Source organism: Rahnella sp. PAMC25559, assembly GCF_050632365.1.
Lineage (GTDB): Bacteria > Pseudomonadota > Gammaproteobacteria > Enterobacterales > Enterobacteriaceae > Rahnella > Rahnella rivi.
The window spans coordinates 2,198,834-2,219,288 of the sequence record NZ_CP192543.1; the positions used below are offsets into that span (position 1 = coordinate 2,198,834).

Genomic DNA, 20,455 nt, shown 5'->3' on the forward strand with positions numbered 1-20,455 from the left:
ACGTATGACCACGCATTTAGTCTGGTTCCGAAATGACTTACGGATAACCGATAACCGCGCGTTACACGCCGCCTGTGAAGACCCGCAGGCGCGCGTCATTGGCGTTTTTGTCGCAACGCCTGAACAGTGGAAACAGCATGAGATGGCGCCGCGTCAGGCTGCGTTTATTTATCAGCATCTTCAGGCGCTGCAACATGCGCTGGCTGAGCGCGGGATCCCGCTGCATTATCACCAGTGTGATGATTTTGCGCAGAGCGTCAGCTGGCTGAAGGATTTTTGTGCCAGCGAACAGGTGGATGCGCTGTTTTACAATAAACAGTATGAAATCAATGAACGGCTGCGTGATGAGGCGCTGGAGAAAACCCTGAGCGCAGATGTTTTGTGCCGCGCATTTGACGACAGCCTGCTGTTGCCGCCGGGTTCTGTCACCACCGGCAATAACGAAATGTACAAAGTCTACACGCCGTTTCGCCGGGCATTTTTATCCCGCCTGACCGAGTCCGACAGCCGTTCTTTGCCTGCGCCGAAAGCGCGTGAACATGGGCAGAAAACGGTGCTGCATAAGCTGATGCCCTTTGACTATCCGCTGGAAAACATCGACGACGCTTTCCCCATTGGCGAGGAAGCGGCGCGCAATCAGCTGCGCAGTTTCTGCCGTGAACGGGTGCAGGATTATCTCGAACAGCGCGATTTACCGGCGGTCGATGGCACCAGTTCTCTGTCTCCGTATCTGGCGATTGGCGTGCTTTCTCCGCGTCAGTGCGTTAACCGTTTACGCACTGAGTGCCCGCAGGTGCTGGAGAGAACCGACGGCGGCGCGTTTGGCTGGCTGAACGAACTGGTGTGGCGCGAGTTTTACCGTCACCTGATTGTGGCCTGGCCGAAGCTTTGCAAGCATCAGCCCTTTGTGGCATGGACTGACGGCGTGCGCTGGCGTCATGCCCCGGACGAATTACAGGCGTGGAAAGACGGCAAAACCGGTTACCCGATTGTGGATGCCGCCATGCGTCAGCTCAATGCCACGGGCTGGATGCATAACCGGCTGCGTATGATTGTCGCCAGTTTTCTGGTGAAGGACTTGCTGATTAACTGGCGTGAAGGCGAGCGATATTTTATGTCGCAACTGCTGGACGGGGATCTGGCGGCGAACAACGGCGGCTGGCAGTGGGGCGCGTCAACCGGTACCGATGCCGCACCTTATTTCCGAATTTTTAACCCGACAACGCAGGGCGAACGCTTCGACAAAGCCGGACGATTTATCAAGGCCTGGGTACCAGAATTGTCGGACGTGCCGGAAAAAGACATTCATCAGCCCCATCGCTGGGCAGAAAAACAACATCGCGTGCTAGACTACCCGTTGCCGATTATTGATCACGCACGGGCGCGAAAAGACACGCTGGCGGCGTTTGAGGCGGCAAAAAACCGGTCAGACTGACCTTTTGCTAATCACCACGACAAGGAGCGATGTGATGAACAAACACCTGCTGGCGCTGATGCTGACGTGCTGGGCAAGCCAGGCCATGGCGGCCTTTGATGTGGTTGCGCTGGGCGTCAACGGAGGGGTCGAAGAGGGCAATCTGACGTCGTATCTGGTGCGCAGTGACGATCAAAAACTGTACCTCGGGCTGGATGCCGGTTCGGTGATGCCGGGGATCCGTAAGGCGCTGGAGAAGGGCAGTTTCCCTCAGGTGACGGCTGAAAATGCCGCGCCGCTGACCCCGCAGGGTGCCGTGTTCCGCAACCTGATCGGCGGATATTTTATCAGCCACGGACATCTTGACCATCTGGCGGGACTGATCATCGGCTCGCCGGAAGACAGTAAAAAACCCATTTATGGCACCGCCGACACCATCGGCACCCTGCGTCAGCATTACTTCAATGGCCGCGTCTGGCCGAACTTCACCGACTCCGGCAGCGGTCTGCGCATCGGCACGTATCGCCTGAACTTACAGCGCCCTGAACAACGTTTTTCCCTCGGCCTGACGGGGCTTGACGGCAATATTTATCCGCTCAGTCACGGCGGTACGTCTTCGAGCATGATTCTGGTGAGCCGCAACAATCAGTCGTTTGCCTTCTTCGGGGATACCGGCCCGGACGAAGTGGAAAAATCGAAGAATCTGGACGCCGTCTGGCGCGTGCTGGGCAGCGAAATCAAAGCCAAACGCCTGAAAGGGCTGATCATCGAAACCTCCTATCCTGACGATGTTCCTGACAGCAAACTGTATGGCCATCTCACACCGCACTGGCTGCTGAAAGAGCTGGCGAGCCTGCAACAACATGCGGGTGGCGACGGTTCGCTGAAAGACCTGACGGTGATCATCAGTCATGTTAAACCGAGCCTGAAAGCGGGCGCGGATCCTGAAAAAGAGATCATGGCGCAGCTGGAAAAAGGCAACAATCTGGGCGTGAAGTTTGTGCGGATGCAGCAGGGCGACAGGCTCGAGCTGTAAACGCAGGGAAGGGGAAACGGCCGCGTTTCCCTTTTTTATTTCAATCCGTGAATGTCAGTTAATCTCAGAAGACCCACAGGCAGACAGCGGGCATTTGGGGCATTGGGGAGATGTCGGTTATCATCGTGAGAATCGTCCCTATGTGAGAAGCCGAACACCATGAACAATCTTCAGCTCGAAGCCCTGATTAACCAGAAACTGGATGTCAGTAATTTCCATGATTACGCGCCGAATGGCCTGCAGGTCGAAGGGCGTCGCAACGTGCAGCGCGTGGTCACCGGCGTGACGGCCTCTCAGGATCTGCTGGATGCGGCGATTGCGGTGGAAGCAGATGCGATTTTGGTGCACCACGGTTATTTCTGGAAAAATGAACCGGCGGTGGTGCGCGGAATGAAGCGCAATCGGCTGAAAGCCCTGCTGGTCAATGACATCAATTTATACGGTTATCATCTACCGCTCGATGCGCACCCCGAACTGGGCAATAACGCGCAGCTGGCGGAGTTGTTCGGCATTGATGTGCAGGGAGAAGTGATGCCGCTGGTGCCTTATGGCGAACTGAAAAAGCCGCTGTCCGGTGAAGCATTACGTCAGCGCATGGAAGTGATTTTGGATCGCAAAGTGCTGCACAGCGCGCAGGGCGGGCCGGATGAGATCCGCCGCATCGCCTGGTGTTCCGGCGGTGGTCAGGGGTTCATTCAGCAGGCGGCAGACTTTGGTGTAGATGCTTTCATCAGCGGTGAAGTTTCCGAACAAACCATTCATATTGCCCGCGAAATGGGGCTGCATTTTTACGCCGCCGGCCATCACGCCACGGAACGTTATGGCGTGAAAGCGCTGGGCGAATGGCTTCAGGATTATCACGGATTAGATGTCATGTTTATCGACATCGACAATCCGGCTTAAGGGCTGACGTATTTGCCATGGGGGATCCGGGCAGAGCAGGTGACCTTCACGTACGCTTGGTACGCGTCGGTTCCTGTGCGCTGGCCGGATCCCCACGGGTGGCAAGCTTTACGTCTCTGACTTAGCTGACGCTTTCTCTGTCGTTTCATCAGGCACGCTGTCTTCAAGCAAGGTAAATGCCCGCTGTAAACCGGTATCCACGTCGGGGTCTGCGCCCTGCGGCGGATACGGGCTCTCTTCTTCCTCATCGGCTGCCACTTCACTTTCTTCCACCACCGGTTCGGTGACGTTTTCCGGCGCGGGCATGGTTTCCTGAATCATCTGCTCGTCAAAGGCCGGATTCAGCGCCGGAGAAAGAGGCGAACTGCTCAGACTGTCCGGCATCGCAATATGCGGCAGCGGCGCATCCACCGCCATCACCGTCTCTTCTTCTTTGGCCGATGTCCGGCTCAGCGCCACAATGGCGGCACCGCACAGCGCGAAAAAGGCGTACAGAATATTGCCACCCAGCGGCTCCATCAGCGCGCCGACGGCCAGCGGCCCGATACAGGCACCGACGCCGAATGCCATCAGCAGACAGGCTGAAAGTGAGACGCGCCGCTCCGGTTCGATCATGTCATTAGCGAGTGCGACCACCAGCGGGTACAGCGTGAACTGCATCAGGCTGACCACAAAACCGATGCCCAGCAGCAGCGGGAACGAGATGTGAGTCAGCAGCGCCAGCGGCAGGGCGGCGACCGCCAGCAGGATCGCGTTTATGCGCATCAGCATGTTGCGGTTATAACGGTCCGACAGCCAGCTCAGCGGGAACTGCGCCAGCAGACCGGCGAAAATCGCCAGCGCCATAAACAGACCGGTTTGCTGCGTGGTAAGCGATTGCTGGCTGGTATAAATCGGTGCCATGCCGTAAAACGACCCGACAACCATGCCGATGACCAGGGTGATCGCCAGCACTTTAGGGATCGCGCCGATAAAGAATTTCAGCTCCATGGGTGCGGGCGACATATGGCCGACGTTGGTGCGCGTGGTCAGGGCGATAGGCACCAGACAGAGTGCAAAACACAGCGCAATCATGATAAGCGTGCTGACGCCCAGGCCGCTGTCGAGCATCAGCACCACCTGGCCCAGCGACATCCCGAGATACGACGCCACCATGTAAAAACCGAACACCACGCCGCGCTGATTCGCTTCTGCCTGATCGTTCAGCCAGCTTTCCAGCACCATATATTGCACCATCATGCACAGGCCGATGATCAGACGCAGTACTACCCAGACCGGGATAATGTCGGTCAGACCGTGGCCGAGGACGGCGGCGGTGATGATGCCGGAGCAGGAGACATACGCACGAATGTGGCCAACGCGGGCGATCAGGATATGGCCGACTTTGCCGCCGATCACCAGCCCGATGTAGTTAGCCGCGATGATCGCACCAATCATGGCACCGCTGACGTGTATCGCTGACAGTCGCAGGGAGATGTAAGTGGTGAGCAGGCCGGAACCGAGCAGCATCAGTAATGTGGTGGTATAAAGCGGAAAAAAGAGTGCTAAAGGTTTTCTCACGGGCCGTCCCTTTCTTGTTGTGACGTTCTTGATGTAAAGAATGCGTTATCCAAACGCTAAAAAACTTCAACACCCCCGAGAGTAGCAGGTGCGGGCGGCAGGGGAAACCTTCACCGCCCTGAACATGCCGTGGACAAGTTGACATCATCAGTCGCTTTCCCGCATAACTACCCTTAATCTAAAAACAAATTCCGATATATTGAGTTGCTGAATAACTTGATGATCCACAACCCTTCTTTGAGGAGTGTCTGAGTGCAACGAGCACGATGTTACCTGCTGGGTGAACGCGCGGTAGTGCTGGAGCTGGAACCCCCAGTGACCCTGGCCAGCCAGCAGCGGATCTGGGGACTGACCCAGCGTTTACAGGATCGCACGGCCTATCCTGGCGTTCGCGAAGTCATTCCCGGCATGAATAATTTGACGGTTCTGCTCACCGATGCGCAGAGCTCTGCGCTGGACGCGATTGAACGTCTGCAAAACTGGTGGGAAGAGAGTGAAGCCATTGAACCGGAATCACGGCTGATTGAAATCCCGGTGATTTACGGCGGGAAGCAGGGCCCGGATCTGGAGAATGTTGCCAGCCATACCGGTATGACGCCGCGTCAGGTGGTGGAATGCCATTCGGGCATTGATTACACCGTCTATTTTCTGGGCTTCCAGCCGGGTTTTCCTTACCTCGGTGGGATGCCGGAACAGCTGGCGACACCACGTCACGGCGAACCCCGTCTTTCCGTGCCCGCAGGTTCCGTGGGCATCGGCGGCAGCCAGACCGGCATTTATCCGCTGGCCACGCCCGGCGGCTGGCAGTTGATCGGGCTGACCTCGCTGGCGATGTTTGACCCCACGCGCGCCTCGCCGACCTTATTATTACCCGGTGACTGCGTGCGCTTCGTGCCACAAAAGGAGGGCGTATGCTGAAAATTTTACGCGCCGGGATGTTTACGACCGTGCAGGATTTGGGCCGCAACGGCTATCGCCAGCAGGGTGTGAGTCAGTCCGGTGCGCTTGACGGCCCCGCACTGCGCATCGCCAATCTGCTGGCCGGAAATGATGAGGACGCCGCAGGGCTTGAGATCACCCTCGGGCAGTTCAGCGCGGAGTTTCATCGCGAAGGCTGGATAGCGCTGACCGGTGCCGGGTGCCACGCCCAGCTCGACGGGAAAGACGTCTGGACCGGCTGGCGTTACGCGGTGAAGCCGGGCCAGGTTCTGACGATGAAAATGCCGACGCGCGGAATGCGCAGTTATCTGGCGATTTCCGGTGGCATTGATGTGCCGCAAGTGATGGGCTCGCGCAGCACCGATCTGAAGGCTCAGTTCGGCGGCTTTAACGGGCGTGCGCTGCAGGACGGCGATCTGCTGCCAACCGGTGATACTTTCCACACACCGAAAAGTACCGGCGGCATCAAACAGTTGCTGTTCGGCAATCGTATCCGCGCATTAGCCGGGCCGGAATATCAGGAGTTCAGCGCCGAATCACGCGATGCTTTCTGGCGCGCCTCATGGCAGCTGAGCCCGCAAAGTAACCGCATGGGATATCGCCTGCATGGCCGCGCGCTGAAACGGGAAACGGATCGCGAAATGCTGTCTCACGGCCTGTTACCGGGCGTGGTGCAGGTGCCGCACGGCGGTCAGCCGATTGTGCTGATGGCCGATGCGCAGACCACCGGCGGCTATCCGCGTATCGCCTGTGTAATCGAAGCCGATCTCTATAATCTGGCGCAGATCCGCCTCGGCGAGCCCATTCATTTTGTGAAATGCACGCCGGAAGAGGCGCAAAAAGCGTTACGCGAACAGTCGCTGTTTATCGGACAGATTAAGCGGGGATTGTATGATCGTTGATCTTAATGCCGATCTGGGTGAAGGCTGTGCCAATGATGAGGCGCTGTTGCAGCGGGTCAGTTCCGCCAATATCGCCTGCGGTTTTCACGCCGGAGACGCCCTGACCATGCAACAGTCGGTGCGCCTGGCGATGAAATACGGCGTGGCAATTGGCGCGCACCCGAGTTTTCCCGATCGCGAAAACTTTGGCCGCAGCGCCATGCAACTGCCGCCGGAAACGGTGTATGCGCAGGTGGTGTATCAGCTCGGCGCGCTGGCGGCCATTACCCGTGCCGAAGGCGGGAAAATGATACATGTCAAACCGCACGGGATGCTCTACAACCAGGCAGCGACCGACGCCGTGCTCGCTGATGCCATCGCCCGCGCGGTCTTTGACGTCGACCCGACGCTGCGGCTGGTGGGGCTTGCGGGCAGCGAACTGATCCGCGCCGGTGAGCGCGCGGGCCTGCAAACGCGTCAGGAAGTGTTCGCCGACCGCCGCTACCAGAGCAACGGTGCGCTGGTCCCCCGCAGTCAGCCCGATGCGATGATCGACAGTGACCAACAGGCGCTGGAGCAGACGCTGACGATGGTTCAGCAGCAGAAAGTGCTCAGCCGCGAAGGCGTCTGGGTGCCGGTGAAAGCCGACACGGTTTGTCTGCACGGTGATGGTGAGCACGCACTGACTTTTGCGATGCGGTTGCGTGAGGCGTTTGATGAACAAGGGATAGAAATTCATTCATAATGATCTCATGACCCCAGACGAGGTTCCGTTTTGCCCTACAACAAGGATCTATCATGCGTAAAGTCTTAGTGACCGGTTTCGAACCCTTTGGCGGCGAGCGCGTCAATCCGTCGTGGGAAGTGGTGAAACAACTGGGTGACCTGGAGTTGTCGGGCGCGCAGATTGTGGTGCGCCAGCTGCCTTGTGTGTTTGGTAAAGCCATTGAAGCGCTGAATGCGGCGATTGATGACGTGCATCCGGAAATGGTGTTGTGCGTGGGGCAGGCGGGCGGACGCAGTGATTTTAGCGTTGAGCGTGTGGCGATTAACATCGACGATGCGCGTATTCCTGATAACGAAGGGAATGAGCCGGTGGACGCAGCGATCGTCGCTGACGGTCCGGCCGCCTATTTTTCTTCGCTGCCGATTAAGACGATTGTGAACGGGCTGCGGGAATCGGGCATTCCTGCATCGGTATCTCAAACGGCGGGAACCTATGTCTGCAATCACGTGATGTACGGGCTGATGCACCGTCTGGCGCAGCCGTCCTGCAACGTGGTGAAGGGCGGTTTTATCCATATTCCTTATTTGCCGGAGCAGGCAGCGAAGCATCCGGGCGAGCCAAGTATGTCAGTACACACTGTCATGAACGCCCTTGAACTGACTATCGCCATCGCGCTGCATACCGAGCAGGATTTGCGAATTGCTGAGGGTGCGACTCACTGATGCCTGAAGGTCCTGAAATTCGCCGCGCGGCCGATCTGCTGGTGCGCGCGGTGGTGAACAAACCCCTTACGGATGTCTGGTTTGCCTTTCCTTCGTTGAAACCTTATCAGTCTGCGCTGCGTGGCACGAAAATCACGGCCATTGAAACACGCGGGAAAGCGCTGCTGACGCACTTTTCCAACGGTCTTACCCTGTACAGCCACAATCAGCTTTATGGCGTGTGGCGGGTGGTGAATGCCGGTGAAACACCGAAAGAAACCCAGCGGTCGTTACGCGTTCAGCTGCAAACCACCGATGCGGCGATCCTGTTATACAGCGCCTCCGAAATTGGGATTTATGATACGGCAGAGATAGAGAATCATCCCTTCCTGCGGCGTATCGGCCCTGACGTACTCGATGCCTCTCTGACTGTCGCACAGGTTCGTGAGCGTTTACTCTCCCCTAAATTTCGCAACCGTCAGTTAGGCGGCATGTTGCTCGATCAGGCCTTTCTCGCCGGATTGGGGAACTACCTGAGGGCGGAAATTTTATGGCTGGCAAAACTGTTGCCGGGGCATAAACCCAAAGACCTGAAAGAGGCAGAACTGGACGCGCTGGCGGATGCCTGCCTGTCGGTAGCGCGGTTGTCCTATGCCACGCGCGGGACGATGGATGAAAATGTGCATCACGGCGCATTGTTCAGATTTAAAGTTTTTGGCCGGACGGGGAAACCGTGCGAGCGGTGTGGCGATCCGATTGAAAAGGGCAGTGTGTCATCCCGGCCATTTTTCTGGTGCCCTGTGTGCCAGATATAAAATGTTATTTACCGCGATGAGATTTGTGCTTTTCATGAATGAGCGGGTATGATTTTTAATGCCCTCAGGGGAATTATACAGTGAAGAACGCAATATCTTTCTCTTATTGCCTCTTTGCAGTTTAATTAACTGAGGGTGTTTTATGCGTAAACGTACCAGTGCGTTATTTATTTCCATTTGTAGTCTGAGCGTTATTCCCTTTGTCAGCCATGCTGATTATTATCAAACCAGTGTGCAATGTGCTTATTCTCACACATTAGGGGATGACGCTATTATGATGTTTAATATGCCGGGGCATGCGATGTGGCATGACTTTTTCGGTAATACCAGTACAGATGCCTCATCGACATATACAACCTTACGACAAAAAGCCACCACAACCTGTACAGATCTGGCCGACTCATCTGCCTACTGGGCACCTTCCCTGAAATTGCCGGATGGGACAGAAGTCCGGCCTCAGTATCAGAAAACCTATTATCAGACCGTCAACAGCCCGCAAAACCCGCTGACCTCATTTCCGGACGGTTTACAACTTTTAGCCGGTAATCACCAGGGCACGTCACCAAACCCGCGTATTAGTTTTTTATGTAATGATGGCACGGGTTATTCCAGCAGCGCTGAACGCACCTGTACCAAGCCTGCGAACGGAGACACCTTGCAGTTTAATATCGGGATTCAGTTCCCTAACTGCTGGGATGGTAAAACCATCGCCGCAAAACCTTCCGGTACGGCACATAAGCCTAACGCGGTATACGCTGACAATAATGGCGCCTGCCCGGCTGATTATCCGAAGCATATTCCTACGGTAAATATGAATGTCGCCTATCTGTTCCCCGGGCTGACATCTCTTGACCTGAGAACGGTTCAGCTGTCACTGGATCCGATCATGAACGGCGATCAGCGTCTTGAACAATGGGGCAGTGTTTATACCGCGCATGGAGATTTTGTCAACGGCTGGACAGAAGATGCGGCGAAATTTATGACGGAACGCTGCATGAATAATAATTATGATTGCACAAGTTATATGCCTTATGCCTATAACGATCCTATTGCTGATACTTATGTAAGTAATCAGGAAGAGAGTGATAAAAACTTTGGTTCAGCCACACAGTTATTAGTACAGGGTAATACGAAAAATACGTCAGAAACTAATAATCCGCAAAAAATGACATTGCTAAAATATCAGATCCCGCCAATGCCAACGACGTATTCAGATGAGCTGACAGCGCTGTTTAAATATAAACTCCATATTTATGGCGGAAGAACTACGTCAACCGGCGGTATGACAATTTATATGTACCCGACCACCACGGACTGGGATGAAAATACCGTCACCTGGAATAATCATCCTGTTTGTGATTACCAAACGGCCTCTACCTTGTATCTGGATGAGAAAAATCAATACCGCGATTTTGATGTCACGACATTGGTTAAACAGGCCCAGCAAAAGGGACAACAGCAGATCGCTTTTTGTATCAGCACAGGCGGGAACAACAACACCAATATTTTCACCTTTAACACCAAGGAAACAACGTATCCACCACAACTGATGCTGGTCGGCGTGCAGAACGAATAAAGAAATAATGTTTTTCAGCCATAAAAAACGCCAACGTAAAAGTTGGCGTTTTTTTTACTGCTGAAAAGAGACGAACTTATTTTTTCAGCTGGGAGTGGAAATCACGTTTGTCGTAGCCGGTATACAGCTGGCGTGGACGGGCAATTTTGATGCCGTCCTGGTGCATTTCGCTCCAGTGTGCAATCCAGCCGACCGTACGCGCCATGGCGAAAATGACGGTGAACATGGAAGACGGGATACCCATCGCTTTCAGGATAATGCCTGAATAGAAATCGACGTTCGGGTAGAGTTTTTTCTCGATGAAATACGGGTCATTCAGCGCGATGTGTTCCAGCTCCATCGCCACTTCCAGCAGGTTGTCTTTCAGATCCAGCTCTTTGAGCACTTCATGACAGGTTTCACGCATCACGGTGGCGCGCGGATCGTAGTTTTTGTAAACACGGTGACCGAAGCCCATCAGGCGGAATGAATCATTTTTGTCTTTTGCACGTTTCACAAATTCTGGAATGTGATCAACGCTGCTGATTTCTTCCAGCATTTTCAGTGCGGCTTCGTTGGCACCGCCGTGAGCAGGCCCCCAGAGCGATGCGATACCGGCGGCGATACAGGCAAACGGGTTAGCACCAGAAGAACCGGCGGTACGCACGGTCGAGGTTGAGGCGTTCTGTTCGTGGTCAGCGTGCAGGATCAGAATGCGGTCCATGGCACGTTCCAGAATCGGGTTCACTTTGTATTCTTCACATGGCGTAGAGAACATCATGTGCAGGAAATTCCCGGCGTAAGAGAGGTCGTTGCGCGGGTAGACGAAAGGCTGGCCGATGGAATATTTGTAGCACATTGCGGCCACGGTCGGCATTTTTGACAGCAGACGGTAGGCGGCGATTTCGCGGTGACGTTCGTTTTCGACGTCAATGGAATCGTGATAGAACGCAGCCAGCGCGCCGGTCACACCGCACAGAACGGCCATCGGGTGAGAATCACGACGGAAACCGTGGAACAGACGGGTGATCTGCTCGTGCACCATAGTGTGACGGGTCACATTGGTTTTGAATTCTTCAAATTGCTTCGGCGTTGGGGTTTCACCGTTTAGCAGCAGGTAGCTGACTTCAAGGAAGTTGGACTCTTTCGCCAACTGATCAATCGGGAAGCCACGGTGCAGCAAAATCCCTTCGTCACCATCAATGTAGGTGATTTTGGATTCGCAGGATGCGGTAGACGTAAAACCGGGATCATAGGTAAAAAGGCCTTTTGAACCGAGGGTGCGGATATCAATTTCATCCTGGCCCAGCGTGCCGAACAGCACATCCAGTTCAATCGGGTCGTGACCTTGTAGGGTAAGTGTCGCTTTCTTATCAGCCATTTACAGTCTCCTTAGCGCCTTATTTTTAAAAATCGATAACAACAGAAATGCCTGGAAGCGACGCCTTGTAAGGTCATTATTATTATCAGCCTTAACTCTGCGATCGTATGGGAAGGGAACGTAGAGCTGAGTCGAATCGCAGTCTCAGACTGCTCTGTGACAAACAAGCGGCGTTTCATCGTTGTTAAAGATTCGGTAAATCATTACTGTTCTGTCGCTCAGTACCTGTGAAGAGTATGAGGATTTACACAATCACCACTTTTGCATAACTTGGCCCGACAGGGAAGACCCCGTCTTACGATTGTGTGATCCACTGATTCTCTTAATACTTTCCCCTTTTTGGTGCGTCAGGGTAACGCCGGTATGTGCTCAGTATCACAGTCCTTCAGGGATGGGACATATGTAATGGAAATGTTGATCAAATGTCAAACTCGATAATTTATTTTGTGCGATTTGTTGAATTTGGGAGCTAACTCACTGTTTCGCAGAAATGTGAATAAAGCATTTGTAGGGCAATTGTAATGGGAATGTGATCAACCTATACTTCAACGAGGTCTCCGGGCAAACCCTGAAGTAGGAGCACCCAGCGTTGTTTTCTGAGCATTTTACGTTTCCCAAACGCAAAACTTTGAAAATGCATCACGCGCCGTTTAAGCACATTGGATGTCGTTGTTTGAGCGCGAGGGATGAAGGCTAAACAGTCTTAATGCTGTCTGACACTGCTCCAGACCGGAGGAAGTAAAATAATAAGAGCTGTGTGGGCAAAACCGTGAAAAAACAAAGACCTGTCAATCTGGATCTGCAAACGATCCGGTTTCCCGTTACTGCGATAGCGTCCATCTTACACCGAGTCTCTGGCGTAATAACCTTCGTCGCCGTCGGTATCCTCCTCTGGCTGTTAGGCCTGTCTCTCTCTTCTCCTGAAGGGTTTGCGCAAGCGGCTGCCATCATGAATAGCTACGTCGTCAAATTCATCTTTTGGGGAATACTTACTGCGCTGGCCTATCACGTCTGCGGTGGCATCCGCCACTTGCTGATGGATTTTGGCTATATCGAAGAGAGTTTGGCTGCTGGTACCCGTTCTGCCCAGGTGGCAATCGGTCTGACCGTCGTGCTGTCAATTCTGGCTGGAGTCCTCGTATGGTAAGCAACGTTTCTGCATTAGGACGCAATGGTGTGCACGACTGGTTGTTGCTGCGTGCTTCCGCGATCATCCTCACCCTTTACATCCTTTATATTCTGGGCTTCGTGGTTCTGGCTCAGGAACTGACTTTTGATGTCTGGCATGGCTTCTTCTCTTCCTCCATCACCAAAGTATTCACACTGCTGGCGCTGTTGTCGATTTTGATTCACGCGTGGATCGGCATGTGGCAGGTGTTAACGGACTATGTCAAACCGGTAGCTGTTCGGCTTGTGCTGCAACTGGCCATTGTCGTGACGTTAGTGGTTTACCTACTTTACGGAACAATTGTTGTTTGGGGAGCGTAGTAAATGAATCTGCCAGTCAGAGAGTTTGATGCTGTGGTGATCGGTGCAGGTGGCGCCGGTATGCGTGCAGCATTACAGATTTCACAAACGGGCCAGTCCTGTGCCCTGATTTCCAAAGTCTTCCCGACCCGCTCGCATACGGTGTCAGCGCAGGGCGGTATTACCGTTGCGCTGGGTAACACCCATGAGGACGACTGGGAATGGCATATGTACGACACCGTAAAAGGTTCCGACTACATCGGTGATCAGGACGCCATTGAATATATGTGTAAAACCGGGCCGGAAGCGATTCTGGAACTCGAGCACATGGGGCTGCCTTTCTCCCGTCTTGAAGACGGTCGTATTTATCAGCGTCCGTTTGGCGGCCAGTCGAAAAACTTCGGCGGCGAACAAGCGGCACGTACTGCGGCGGCGGCCGACCGTACCGGTCACGCGTTGCTGCACACGCTGTATCAGCAAAACCTGAAAAACGGCACCACGATTTTCTCCGAATGGTATTCACTGGATCTGGTGAAAAATCAGGACGGCGCGATCGTCGGCTGTACCGCCATCTGCATCGAAACCGGTGAAGTGGTGTATTTCAAAGCCAAAGCGACCGTGCTGGCAACCGGCGGCGCGGGCCGTATTTACCAGTCCACCACTAACGCCCATATCAATACCGGTGACGGTGTGGGTATGGCGCTGCGCGCAGGCGTGCCGGTGCAGGATATGGAAATGTGGCAGTTCCACCCGACCGGCATTGCCGGCGCGGGCGTTCTGGTCACAGAAGGCTGCCGTGGTGAAGGCGGTTATCTGCTCAATAAAGACGGCGAACGTTTCATGGAACGTTATGCGCCGAATGCGAAAGACCTGGCCGGTCGTGACGTGGTGGCGCGTTCCATCATGATCGAAATCCGCGAAGGTCGTGGCTGCGAAGGTCCGTGGGGCCCGCATGTCAAACTGAAACTCGATCATCTGGGTCGTGAAGTGCTGGAATCCCGCCTGCCGGGTATTCTGGAACTGTCCCGCACCTTTGCTCACGTTGATCCAATCAAAGAGCCGATTCCTGTTCTGCCAACCTGCCATTACATGATGGGCGGTATTCCGACCAAAGTGACCGGTCAGGCGCTGCGTGTGAACGAGAAGGGCGAAGACGTGGTGATCCCAGGTTTGTTTGCGGTCGGCGAAATTGCCTGTGTTTCCGTACACGGCGCAAACCGTCTGGGTGGCAACTCACTGCTGGATCTGGTGGTGTTTGGTCGCGCCGCCGGCATGCACTTGCAGGAATCGATTGCCGAACAGGGCGACAGCCGCGATGCGTCTCAGGACGATATCGATGTCTCTCTGGAACGCCTGAACCGCTGGAACAACACCCGTTCAGGTGAAGATCCGGTGGCGATCCGCAAAGATTTGCAAGCCTGTATGCAGAATAACTTCTCGGTCTTCCGCGAAGGCGATGCGATGGCAGAAGGGCTGGAACAGCTGAAAGTGATCCGTGAGCGCCTGAAAACGGCCCGTCTGGACGATACTTCAACAGAATTCAACACGCAGCGCGTTGAATGTCTGGAGCTGGATAACCTGATGGAAACCGCGTTCTCAACGGCTGTCTCTGCCAACTACCGCACCGAAAGCCGTGGCGCACACAGCCGCTTTGACTTCCCGGATCGTGATGATGCGAACTGGTTGTGTCATACGCTGTATCAGCCGGAAACCGAGAGCATGACACGCCGTGAGGTGAACATGCAGCCTAAGCTTCGCGCGGCGTTCCCGCCGAAAGCGCGTACTTACTAGGGCGTGAGCTGGGACATTATATGAAACTCGAATTTTCGATTTATCGCTATAACCCGGACGTCGATGACGTGCCGTACATGAAAGACTATGTGCTGGAAGCTCAGGAAGGGCGCGACATGATGTTGCTGGACGCGCTGATTTTGCTGAAAGAGCAGGATCCGACGCTGGCCTTCCGCCGTTCGTGCCGTGAAGGCGTGTGCGGATCTGACGGTCTGAACATGAACGGCAAAAACGGTCTGGCCTGTATCACGCCGGTATCGACCTTACGTCATGGCAGCAAGAAAATTGTTATCCGTCCGTTGCCCGGCTTACCGGTTGTCCGTGACCTGGTGGTGGACATGGGGCAATTCTATAAGCAGTATGAGAAGATTAAGCCTTACTTGTTGAATGATGGGAAAAATCCTCCGGCGCGTGAACATTTACAGATGCCGGAAGAGCGCGAAAAGCTGGACGGATTATACGAATGTATTCTCTGCGCCTGCTGCTCGACGTCATGCCCGTCCTTCTGGTGGAACCCGGACAAGTTCGTCGGTCCGGCAGGTCTTCTGGCCGCTTACCGTTTCCTCATCGACAGCCGCGACACTGAAACACAACCGCGTCTTGACGATCTGAACGATGCTTTCAGCGTATTCCGCTGCCACAGCATCATGAACTGTGTGAGTGTGTGTCCGAAGGGGCTGAATCCGACCAAAGCTATCGGTCATATCAAGTCGATGCTGCTACAACGCGGTGCCTGATGAGATAAGCCACGCGACAGCGGGAACTCAGGTTCCCGCTTTCTTTAGTTACAAATGCAGTAACTGAGGCGCTGATAGCAAATAAGTAAATTTTTAATAACAAAGTAGCAACAAGTGCAACAAAGTTGCGCCTGACTGGAGTAAGATAGTCGGGTAAAAATCAGGGGCATCAATCTCAGGCGTATTTGCACTAAGAAGGGGGAAAGACAGCAGGGCAACTTCACAAGTCAGTCACGCGCATGGCGGATTTTTGAAGGTTCCTTGAAGAGCCAAACGCTCAACCAACGAACTGTTTTAGTAAGGAAAACCGTTTTACCGCGGTGTATCACGGTCATTATTATTAACCACGGCGAAAACTAAAGCTTCAAAGCTTAAGGGATCACGATGCAGAACGGCGCAATGAAGGCCTGGCTGGATTCCTCCTATCTGGCGGGTGCAAACCAGTCTTACATAGAACAACTCTATGAAGACTACTTAACCGATCCTGGTTCCGTTGACGATAGCTGGCGTTCAATTTTTAAACAGCTACCAACAGTGGGTGTGAAACCAGAGCAACTCCATTCTCAAACACGGGACTACTTCCGCCGTCTGGCGAAAGACGCGTCACGTTATAATTCCTCCATCAGCGATCCTGAAACGGATGCCAAGCAAGTTAAGGTGTTGCAGTTAATCAATGCCTTCCGCTTCCGTGGCCATCAGAACGCAAACCTTGATCCGCTCGGCCTGTGGAAACTGGACGATGTGCCTGATCTGGACCCTGCGTTCCACCATCTGACTGAAGCTGATTTCCAGGAAACCTTCAACGTCGGTTCTTTTGCCATTGGCAAGGAAACCATGCAGCTCGGCGAGCTGTATAAAGCCCTGAAGCAAACCTATTGCGGCTCCATCGGTGTGGAATATATGCACATCACCAACACCGAAGAGAAACGCTGGATCCAACAGCGTGTCGAATCCGTGGCCGGTCGTGCGAATTTCACTGATGAAGAGAAGAAAACGTTCCTGAAAGAGCTGACCGCAGCAGAAGGTCTGGAACGTTATCTGGGCGCGAAATTCCCCGGTGCCAAACGCTTCTCGCTGGAAGGCGGCGATGCTCTGGTGCCGATGCTGAAAGACATGATCCGTCACGCGGGCAAAAATGGGACGCGTGAAGTGGTGCTGGGTATGGCGCACCGTGGTCGTCTGAACGTGCTGATTAACGTGCTGGGGAAAAAACCTCAGGACCTGTTTGACGAGTTCTCGGGCAAACATAAAGAACACCTGGGTACCGGTGATGTGAAATACCACATGGGCTATTCGTCTGATGTGGAAACCGAAGGCGGAATGGTTCACCTGGCGCTGGCGTTTAACCCGTCGCACCTGGAAATCGTCAGCCCGGTGGTTATCGGTTCCGTTCGTGCACGACGTGACCGTCTGGACGAAGCGCGCAGTAACATGGTTCTGCCTATCACCATTCACGGTGACGCGGCAATTACCGGCCAGGGTGTGGTTCAGGAAACGCTGAACATGTCACTGGCTCGTGGTTATGAAGTGGGCGGTACCGTGCGTATCGTCATTAATAACCAGGTGGGCTTTACCACCTCGAATCCAAAAGATGCGCGTTCTACTGATTACTGTACTGATATCGCGAAAATGGTGCAGGCGCCGATTTTCCACGTCAATGCGGATGATCCGGAAGCCGTGGCTTTCGTCACCCGTCTGGCGCTGGATTTCCGCAACACCTTTAAACGTGACGTCATGATCGATCTGGTTTGCTACCGTCGCCACGGCCATAACGAGGCCGACGAACCAAGCGCAACCCAGCCGCTGATGTACAACAAGATCAAGAAGCACCCGACCCCGCGCAAAATCTATGCCGATATCCTGACTGAGCAGAATGTTGCGAGCCTGGAAGACGCCACGGAAATGGTCAATCTGTACCGTGATGCGCTGGATGCCGGTGAGTGTGTGGTGGAAGAGTGGCGTCAGAACGATATGCACACTTTCACCTGGTCGCCGTATCTGAACCATGAGTGGGACGAAGCTTATCCGAACAAGGTTGAGTTTAAACGTCTGCAGGAACTGGCGCGTCGCGTCAGCCATGTGCCGGATGCGATCGAAATGCAGTCACGCGTTGCCAAAATTTACGGCGACCGTAACGAGATGGCAGAAGGGAATAAGAAGTTTGACTGGGGCGGTGCCGAGAACCTGGCGTACGCCACACTGGTTGACGAAGGCATTCCTATCCGTCTGTCCGGTGAAGACACCGGCCGCGGCACCTTCTTCCACCGCCATGCGGTGATCCATAACCAGAAAAACGGTTCCGTGTATGTGCCGTTGTCGAACATTCATAACAGCCAGGGCGAATTCAACGTCTGGGACTCCGTGCTTTCCGAAGAAGCGGTGCTGGCGTTTGAATACGGTTATGCCACGGCTGAACCGCGCACCCTGACCATCTGGGAAGCGCAGTTCGGTGACTTCGCCAACGGTGCGCAGGTGGTGATCGACCAGTTCATCAGCTCCGGCGAACAGAAATGGGGCCGCATGTGTGGCCTGGTGATGCTGCTGCCGCACGGCTACGAAGGGCAGGGGCCGGAGCACTCCTCCGCGCGTCTGGAACGTTATCTGCAACTTTGCGCTGAGCAAAACATGCAGGTGTGTATCCCGTCGACCCCGGCACAGGTTTACCACATGATCCGCCGTCAGGCTCTGCGCGGTATGCGCCGTCCGCTGATCGTGATGTCACCGAAGTCTCTGTTACGTCATCCGCTGGCGGTTTCCACGCTGGACGAACTGGCTAACGGCAGCTTCCTGCCGGCGATTGGTGAAGTGGACGAACTGGATCCGAAAGAGGTTAAGCGCGTCGTGATGTGTTCAGGTAAGGTCTACTATGACCTGCTGGAACAACGTCGTAAGAACGAAAAAACCGACGTCGCGATCGTCCGTATCGAGCAGTTGTATCCGTTCCCGCACAAGGCAATTCAGGAAGTGCTTGAGAAATTCTCACACGTTCATGATTTCGTCTGGTGTCAGGAAGAGCCGCTGAACCAGGGCGCGTGGTATTGCAGCCAGCACAATTTCCGTGAAGTGATTCCTTTCGGGGCTTCTTTACGTTACGCAGGACGCCCGGCCTCTGCCTCTCCGGCAGTCGGCTACATGTCCGTTCACCAGAAGCAGCAGCAAGATCTGGTTAACGATGCGCTGAACGTTAAATAACCGCGTTGGCGTCAGTTAACTAAATGGAACATAAGAAGGATTGATAATGAGTAGCGTAGATATTCTGGTCCCTGACCTTCCTGAATCCGTTGCGGATGCGACGGTTGCCACCTGGCACAAAAAACCGGGCGACAGTGTTGAGCGTGACGATGTACTGGTAGAAATCGAAACCGATAAAGTGGTTCTGGAAGTCCCGGCGAGCGAAGCGGGTATTCTGGACAGCATCATCGAAGACGAAGGCGCAACGGTCATTTCCCGTCAGATTCTGGCGCGCATTCGTCCGGGTAACAGCTCTGGCAAACCAAGCACCGAGAAAAGCTCCGATAAAGAAGCGACTCCTGCTGCACGCCACACAGCTGCGCTGGAAGAAGAGAGCAACGACGCCCTCAGCCCGGCTATCCGCCGCCTGATTGCCGAACATTCTCTTGATGCCAATGCCATCAAAGGCAGCGGTGTTGGCGGACGTCTGACCCGTGAAGACGTTGAGCAACATCTGGCAAAAGCTAAAGAGACAAAACCTGCCGCCGCACCGGCCTCCGCGCCTGCTGCTGGCAACGATGCTCCGGCACCGGCTTTGGGTTCACGCAGCGAAAAACGCGTACCGATGACCCGCCTGCGTAAACGCGTGGCCGAGCGTCTGCTTGAAGCGAAAAACAGCACTGCGATGCTGACAACCTTCAACGAAATCAACATGAAACCCATCATGGATCTGCGTAAGCAGTACGGTGATGGTTTCGAAAAACGTCACGGCGTGCGTCTGGGCTTCATGTCCTTCTATCTGAAAGCCGTGGTTGAAGCATTGAAACGCTATCCGGAAGTGAATGCTTCTATTGATGGCGAAGACGTGGTTTACCACAACTACTTCGACGTGAGCATTGCGGTATCGACGCCGCGTGGTCTGGTTACGCCGGTTCTGCGTGATGTGGATACGCTGGGCATGGCTGACATCGAGAAGAAAATCAAAGAGCTGGCGATCAAAGGTCGTGACGGCAAATTGAAAGTGGAAGAGCTGACCGGCGGTAACTTTACCGTGACTAACGGCGGCGTCTTCGGCTCCCTGATGTCTACCCCGATCATCAACCCACCGCAGAGCGCGATCCTGGGTATGCACGCCATTAAAGATCGTCCGATGGCAGTCAATGGTCAGGTGGTGATTTTGCCAATGATGTATCTGGCACTGTCCTACGATCACCGTCTGGTGGATGGCCGCGAATCCGTCGGCTTCCTGGTGACCATTAAAGAGATGCTGGAAGATCCGGCTCGTCTGCTGCTGGACGTTTAGTCCCCGGTTGCGGTAAGTAAAAGAGATCTCGACCCTCAGTGGCGCGGTTCGCCGTGTCACTGATAAAGCCCTCC

At 54.3% G+C, this 20,455-nt stretch carries 17 protein-coding genes; 15 read left to right on the forward strand and 2 right to left on the reverse strand.

From position 1 onward, the window contains the following. Nucleotides 1-4: 4 nt before the first annotated feature. From phrB to ACQZQY_RS11360, 3 genes are all read left to right on the forward strand, one after another. Nucleotides 5-1,435, forward strand: a complete 1,431-nt coding sequence (gene phrB / locus ACQZQY_RS11350) for a deoxyribodipyrimidine photo-lyase (RefSeq protein WP_431297104.1) — start codon at nt 5-7, stop codon at nt 1,433-1,435. 34 nt (nt 1,436-1,469) lie between these two features. Beyond that, entirely contained in the window at nt 1,470-2,450 is a 981-nt protein-coding gene (locus ACQZQY_RS11355; protein ID WP_431297105.1) for an MBL fold metallo-hydrolase, read from the forward strand. Nucleotides 2,451-2,609: 159 nt separating this feature from the next. Beyond that, the gene (locus ACQZQY_RS11360) at nt 2,610-3,353 is read left to right on the forward strand and encodes a type 2 GTP cyclohydrolase I (RefSeq protein WP_056771606.1); all 744 of its coding nucleotides are present in this window, start codon (nt 2,610-2,612) and stop codon (nt 3,351-3,353) included. Nucleotides 3,354-3,461: 108 nt separating this feature from the next. Here ACQZQY_RS11360 and ACQZQY_RS11365 read toward each other — a convergent pair whose 3' ends face one another. Next, the gene (locus tag ACQZQY_RS11365; RefSeq protein ID WP_221298088.1) at nt 3,462-4,862 is read right to left on the reverse strand and encodes an MFS transporter; all 1,401 of its coding nucleotides are present in this window, start codon (nt 4,860-4,862) and stop codon (nt 3,462-3,464) included. A 303-nt stretch (nt 4,863-5,165) separates the two neighbouring features. Between ACQZQY_RS11365 and pxpB the strand changes: the two genes are divergently transcribed. The 6 genes from pxpB to ACQZQY_RS11395 all read left to right on the forward strand — a co-directional run bounded on the left by pxpB (nt 5,166) and on the right by ACQZQY_RS11395 (nt 10,552). Next, a complete protein-coding gene (gene pxpB / locus ACQZQY_RS11370) occupies nt 5,166-5,831 on the forward strand; it encodes a 5-oxoprolinase subunit PxpB (protein ID WP_056771611.1) in 666 nt (221 codons plus the stop codon). Beyond that, a complete protein-coding gene (pxpC, locus tag ACQZQY_RS11375) occupies nt 5,825-6,754 on the forward strand; it encodes a 5-oxoprolinase subunit PxpC (protein ID WP_056771614.1) in 930 nt (309 codons plus the stop codon). Before pxpB ends, pxpC begins: the two co-directional genes overlap by 7 nt. Then, a complete protein-coding gene (gene pxpA / locus ACQZQY_RS11380) occupies nt 6,744-7,478 on the forward strand; it encodes a 5-oxoprolinase subunit PxpA (protein WP_390974700.1) in 735 nt (244 codons plus the stop codon). Before pxpC ends, pxpA begins: the two co-directional genes overlap by 11 nt. A 53-nt stretch (nt 7,479-7,531) precedes the next feature. Further along, complete coding sequence (gene pcp / locus ACQZQY_RS11385; RefSeq protein ID WP_056771620.1) at nt 7,532-8,182, forward strand: pyroglutamyl-peptidase I; 651 nt, start codon at nt 7,532-7,534, stop codon at nt 8,180-8,182. After that, nucleotides 8,182-8,976 carry an endonuclease VIII gene (nei, locus tag ACQZQY_RS11390; RefSeq protein WP_217204921.1) on the forward strand — a complete coding sequence of 265 codons (795 nt, stop codon included), beginning with the start codon at nt 8,182-8,184 and terminating at the stop codon, nt 8,974-8,976. Before pcp ends, nei begins: the two co-directional genes overlap by 1 nt. 142 nt (nt 8,977-9,118) lie before the next feature. After that, the gene (locus ACQZQY_RS11395; RefSeq protein WP_122095863.1) at nt 9,119-10,552 is read left to right on the forward strand and encodes a DUF7594 domain-containing protein; all 1,434 of its coding nucleotides are present in this window, start codon (nt 9,119-9,121) and stop codon (nt 10,550-10,552) included. Nucleotides 10,553-10,628: 76 nt separating this feature from the next. On the opposite strand, the gene ACQZQY_RS11400 is transcribed toward ACQZQY_RS11395, so the two are convergent. Then, nucleotides 10,629-11,912 carry a citrate synthase gene (locus ACQZQY_RS11400; protein WP_431297106.1) on the reverse strand — a complete coding sequence of 428 codons (1,284 nt, stop codon included), beginning with the start codon at nt 11,910-11,912 and terminating at the stop codon, nt 10,629-10,631. 757 nt (nt 11,913-12,669) lie between these two features. Here ACQZQY_RS11400 and sdhC point away from each other — a divergent pair. The 6 genes from sdhC (at nt 12,670) to odhB (ending at nt 20,381) form a co-directional block, all read left to right on the forward strand. Further along, a complete protein-coding gene (sdhC, locus tag ACQZQY_RS11405; RefSeq protein ID WP_056771631.1) occupies nt 12,670-13,059 on the forward strand; it encodes a succinate dehydrogenase cytochrome b556 subunit in 390 nt (129 codons plus the stop codon). Further along, entirely contained in the window at nt 13,053-13,400 is a 348-nt protein-coding gene (gene sdhD, locus ACQZQY_RS11410; protein ID WP_095921202.1) for a succinate dehydrogenase membrane anchor subunit, read from the forward strand. Before sdhC ends, sdhD begins: the two co-directional genes overlap by 7 nt. A gap of 3 nt (nt 13,401-13,403) precedes the next feature. After that, a complete protein-coding gene (gene sdhA, locus ACQZQY_RS11415) occupies nt 13,404-15,170 on the forward strand; it encodes a succinate dehydrogenase flavoprotein subunit (RefSeq protein ID WP_056771638.1) in 1,767 nt (588 codons plus the stop codon). Between the two features lie 20 nt (nt 15,171-15,190). Continuing rightward, nucleotides 15,191-15,907, forward strand: a complete 717-nt coding sequence (locus ACQZQY_RS11420; RefSeq protein WP_112168978.1) for a succinate dehydrogenase iron-sulfur subunit — start codon at nt 15,191-15,193, stop codon at nt 15,905-15,907. Between the two features lie 384 nt (nt 15,908-16,291). Then, nucleotides 16,292-19,099 carry a 2-oxoglutarate dehydrogenase E1 component gene (gene sucA, locus ACQZQY_RS11425; protein ID WP_056771644.1) on the forward strand — a complete coding sequence of 936 codons (2,808 nt, stop codon included), beginning with the start codon at nt 16,292-16,294 and terminating at the stop codon, nt 19,097-19,099. A 46-nt stretch (nt 19,100-19,145) separates the two neighbouring features. After that, nucleotides 19,146-20,381, forward strand: coding sequence for a 2-oxoglutarate dehydrogenase complex dihydrolipoyllysine-residue succinyltransferase (gene odhB, locus ACQZQY_RS11430; protein WP_431297107.1), 1,236 nt, complete (start codon nt 19,146-19,148; stop codon nt 20,379-20,381). Nucleotides 20,382-20,455: the final 74 nt, after the last annotated feature.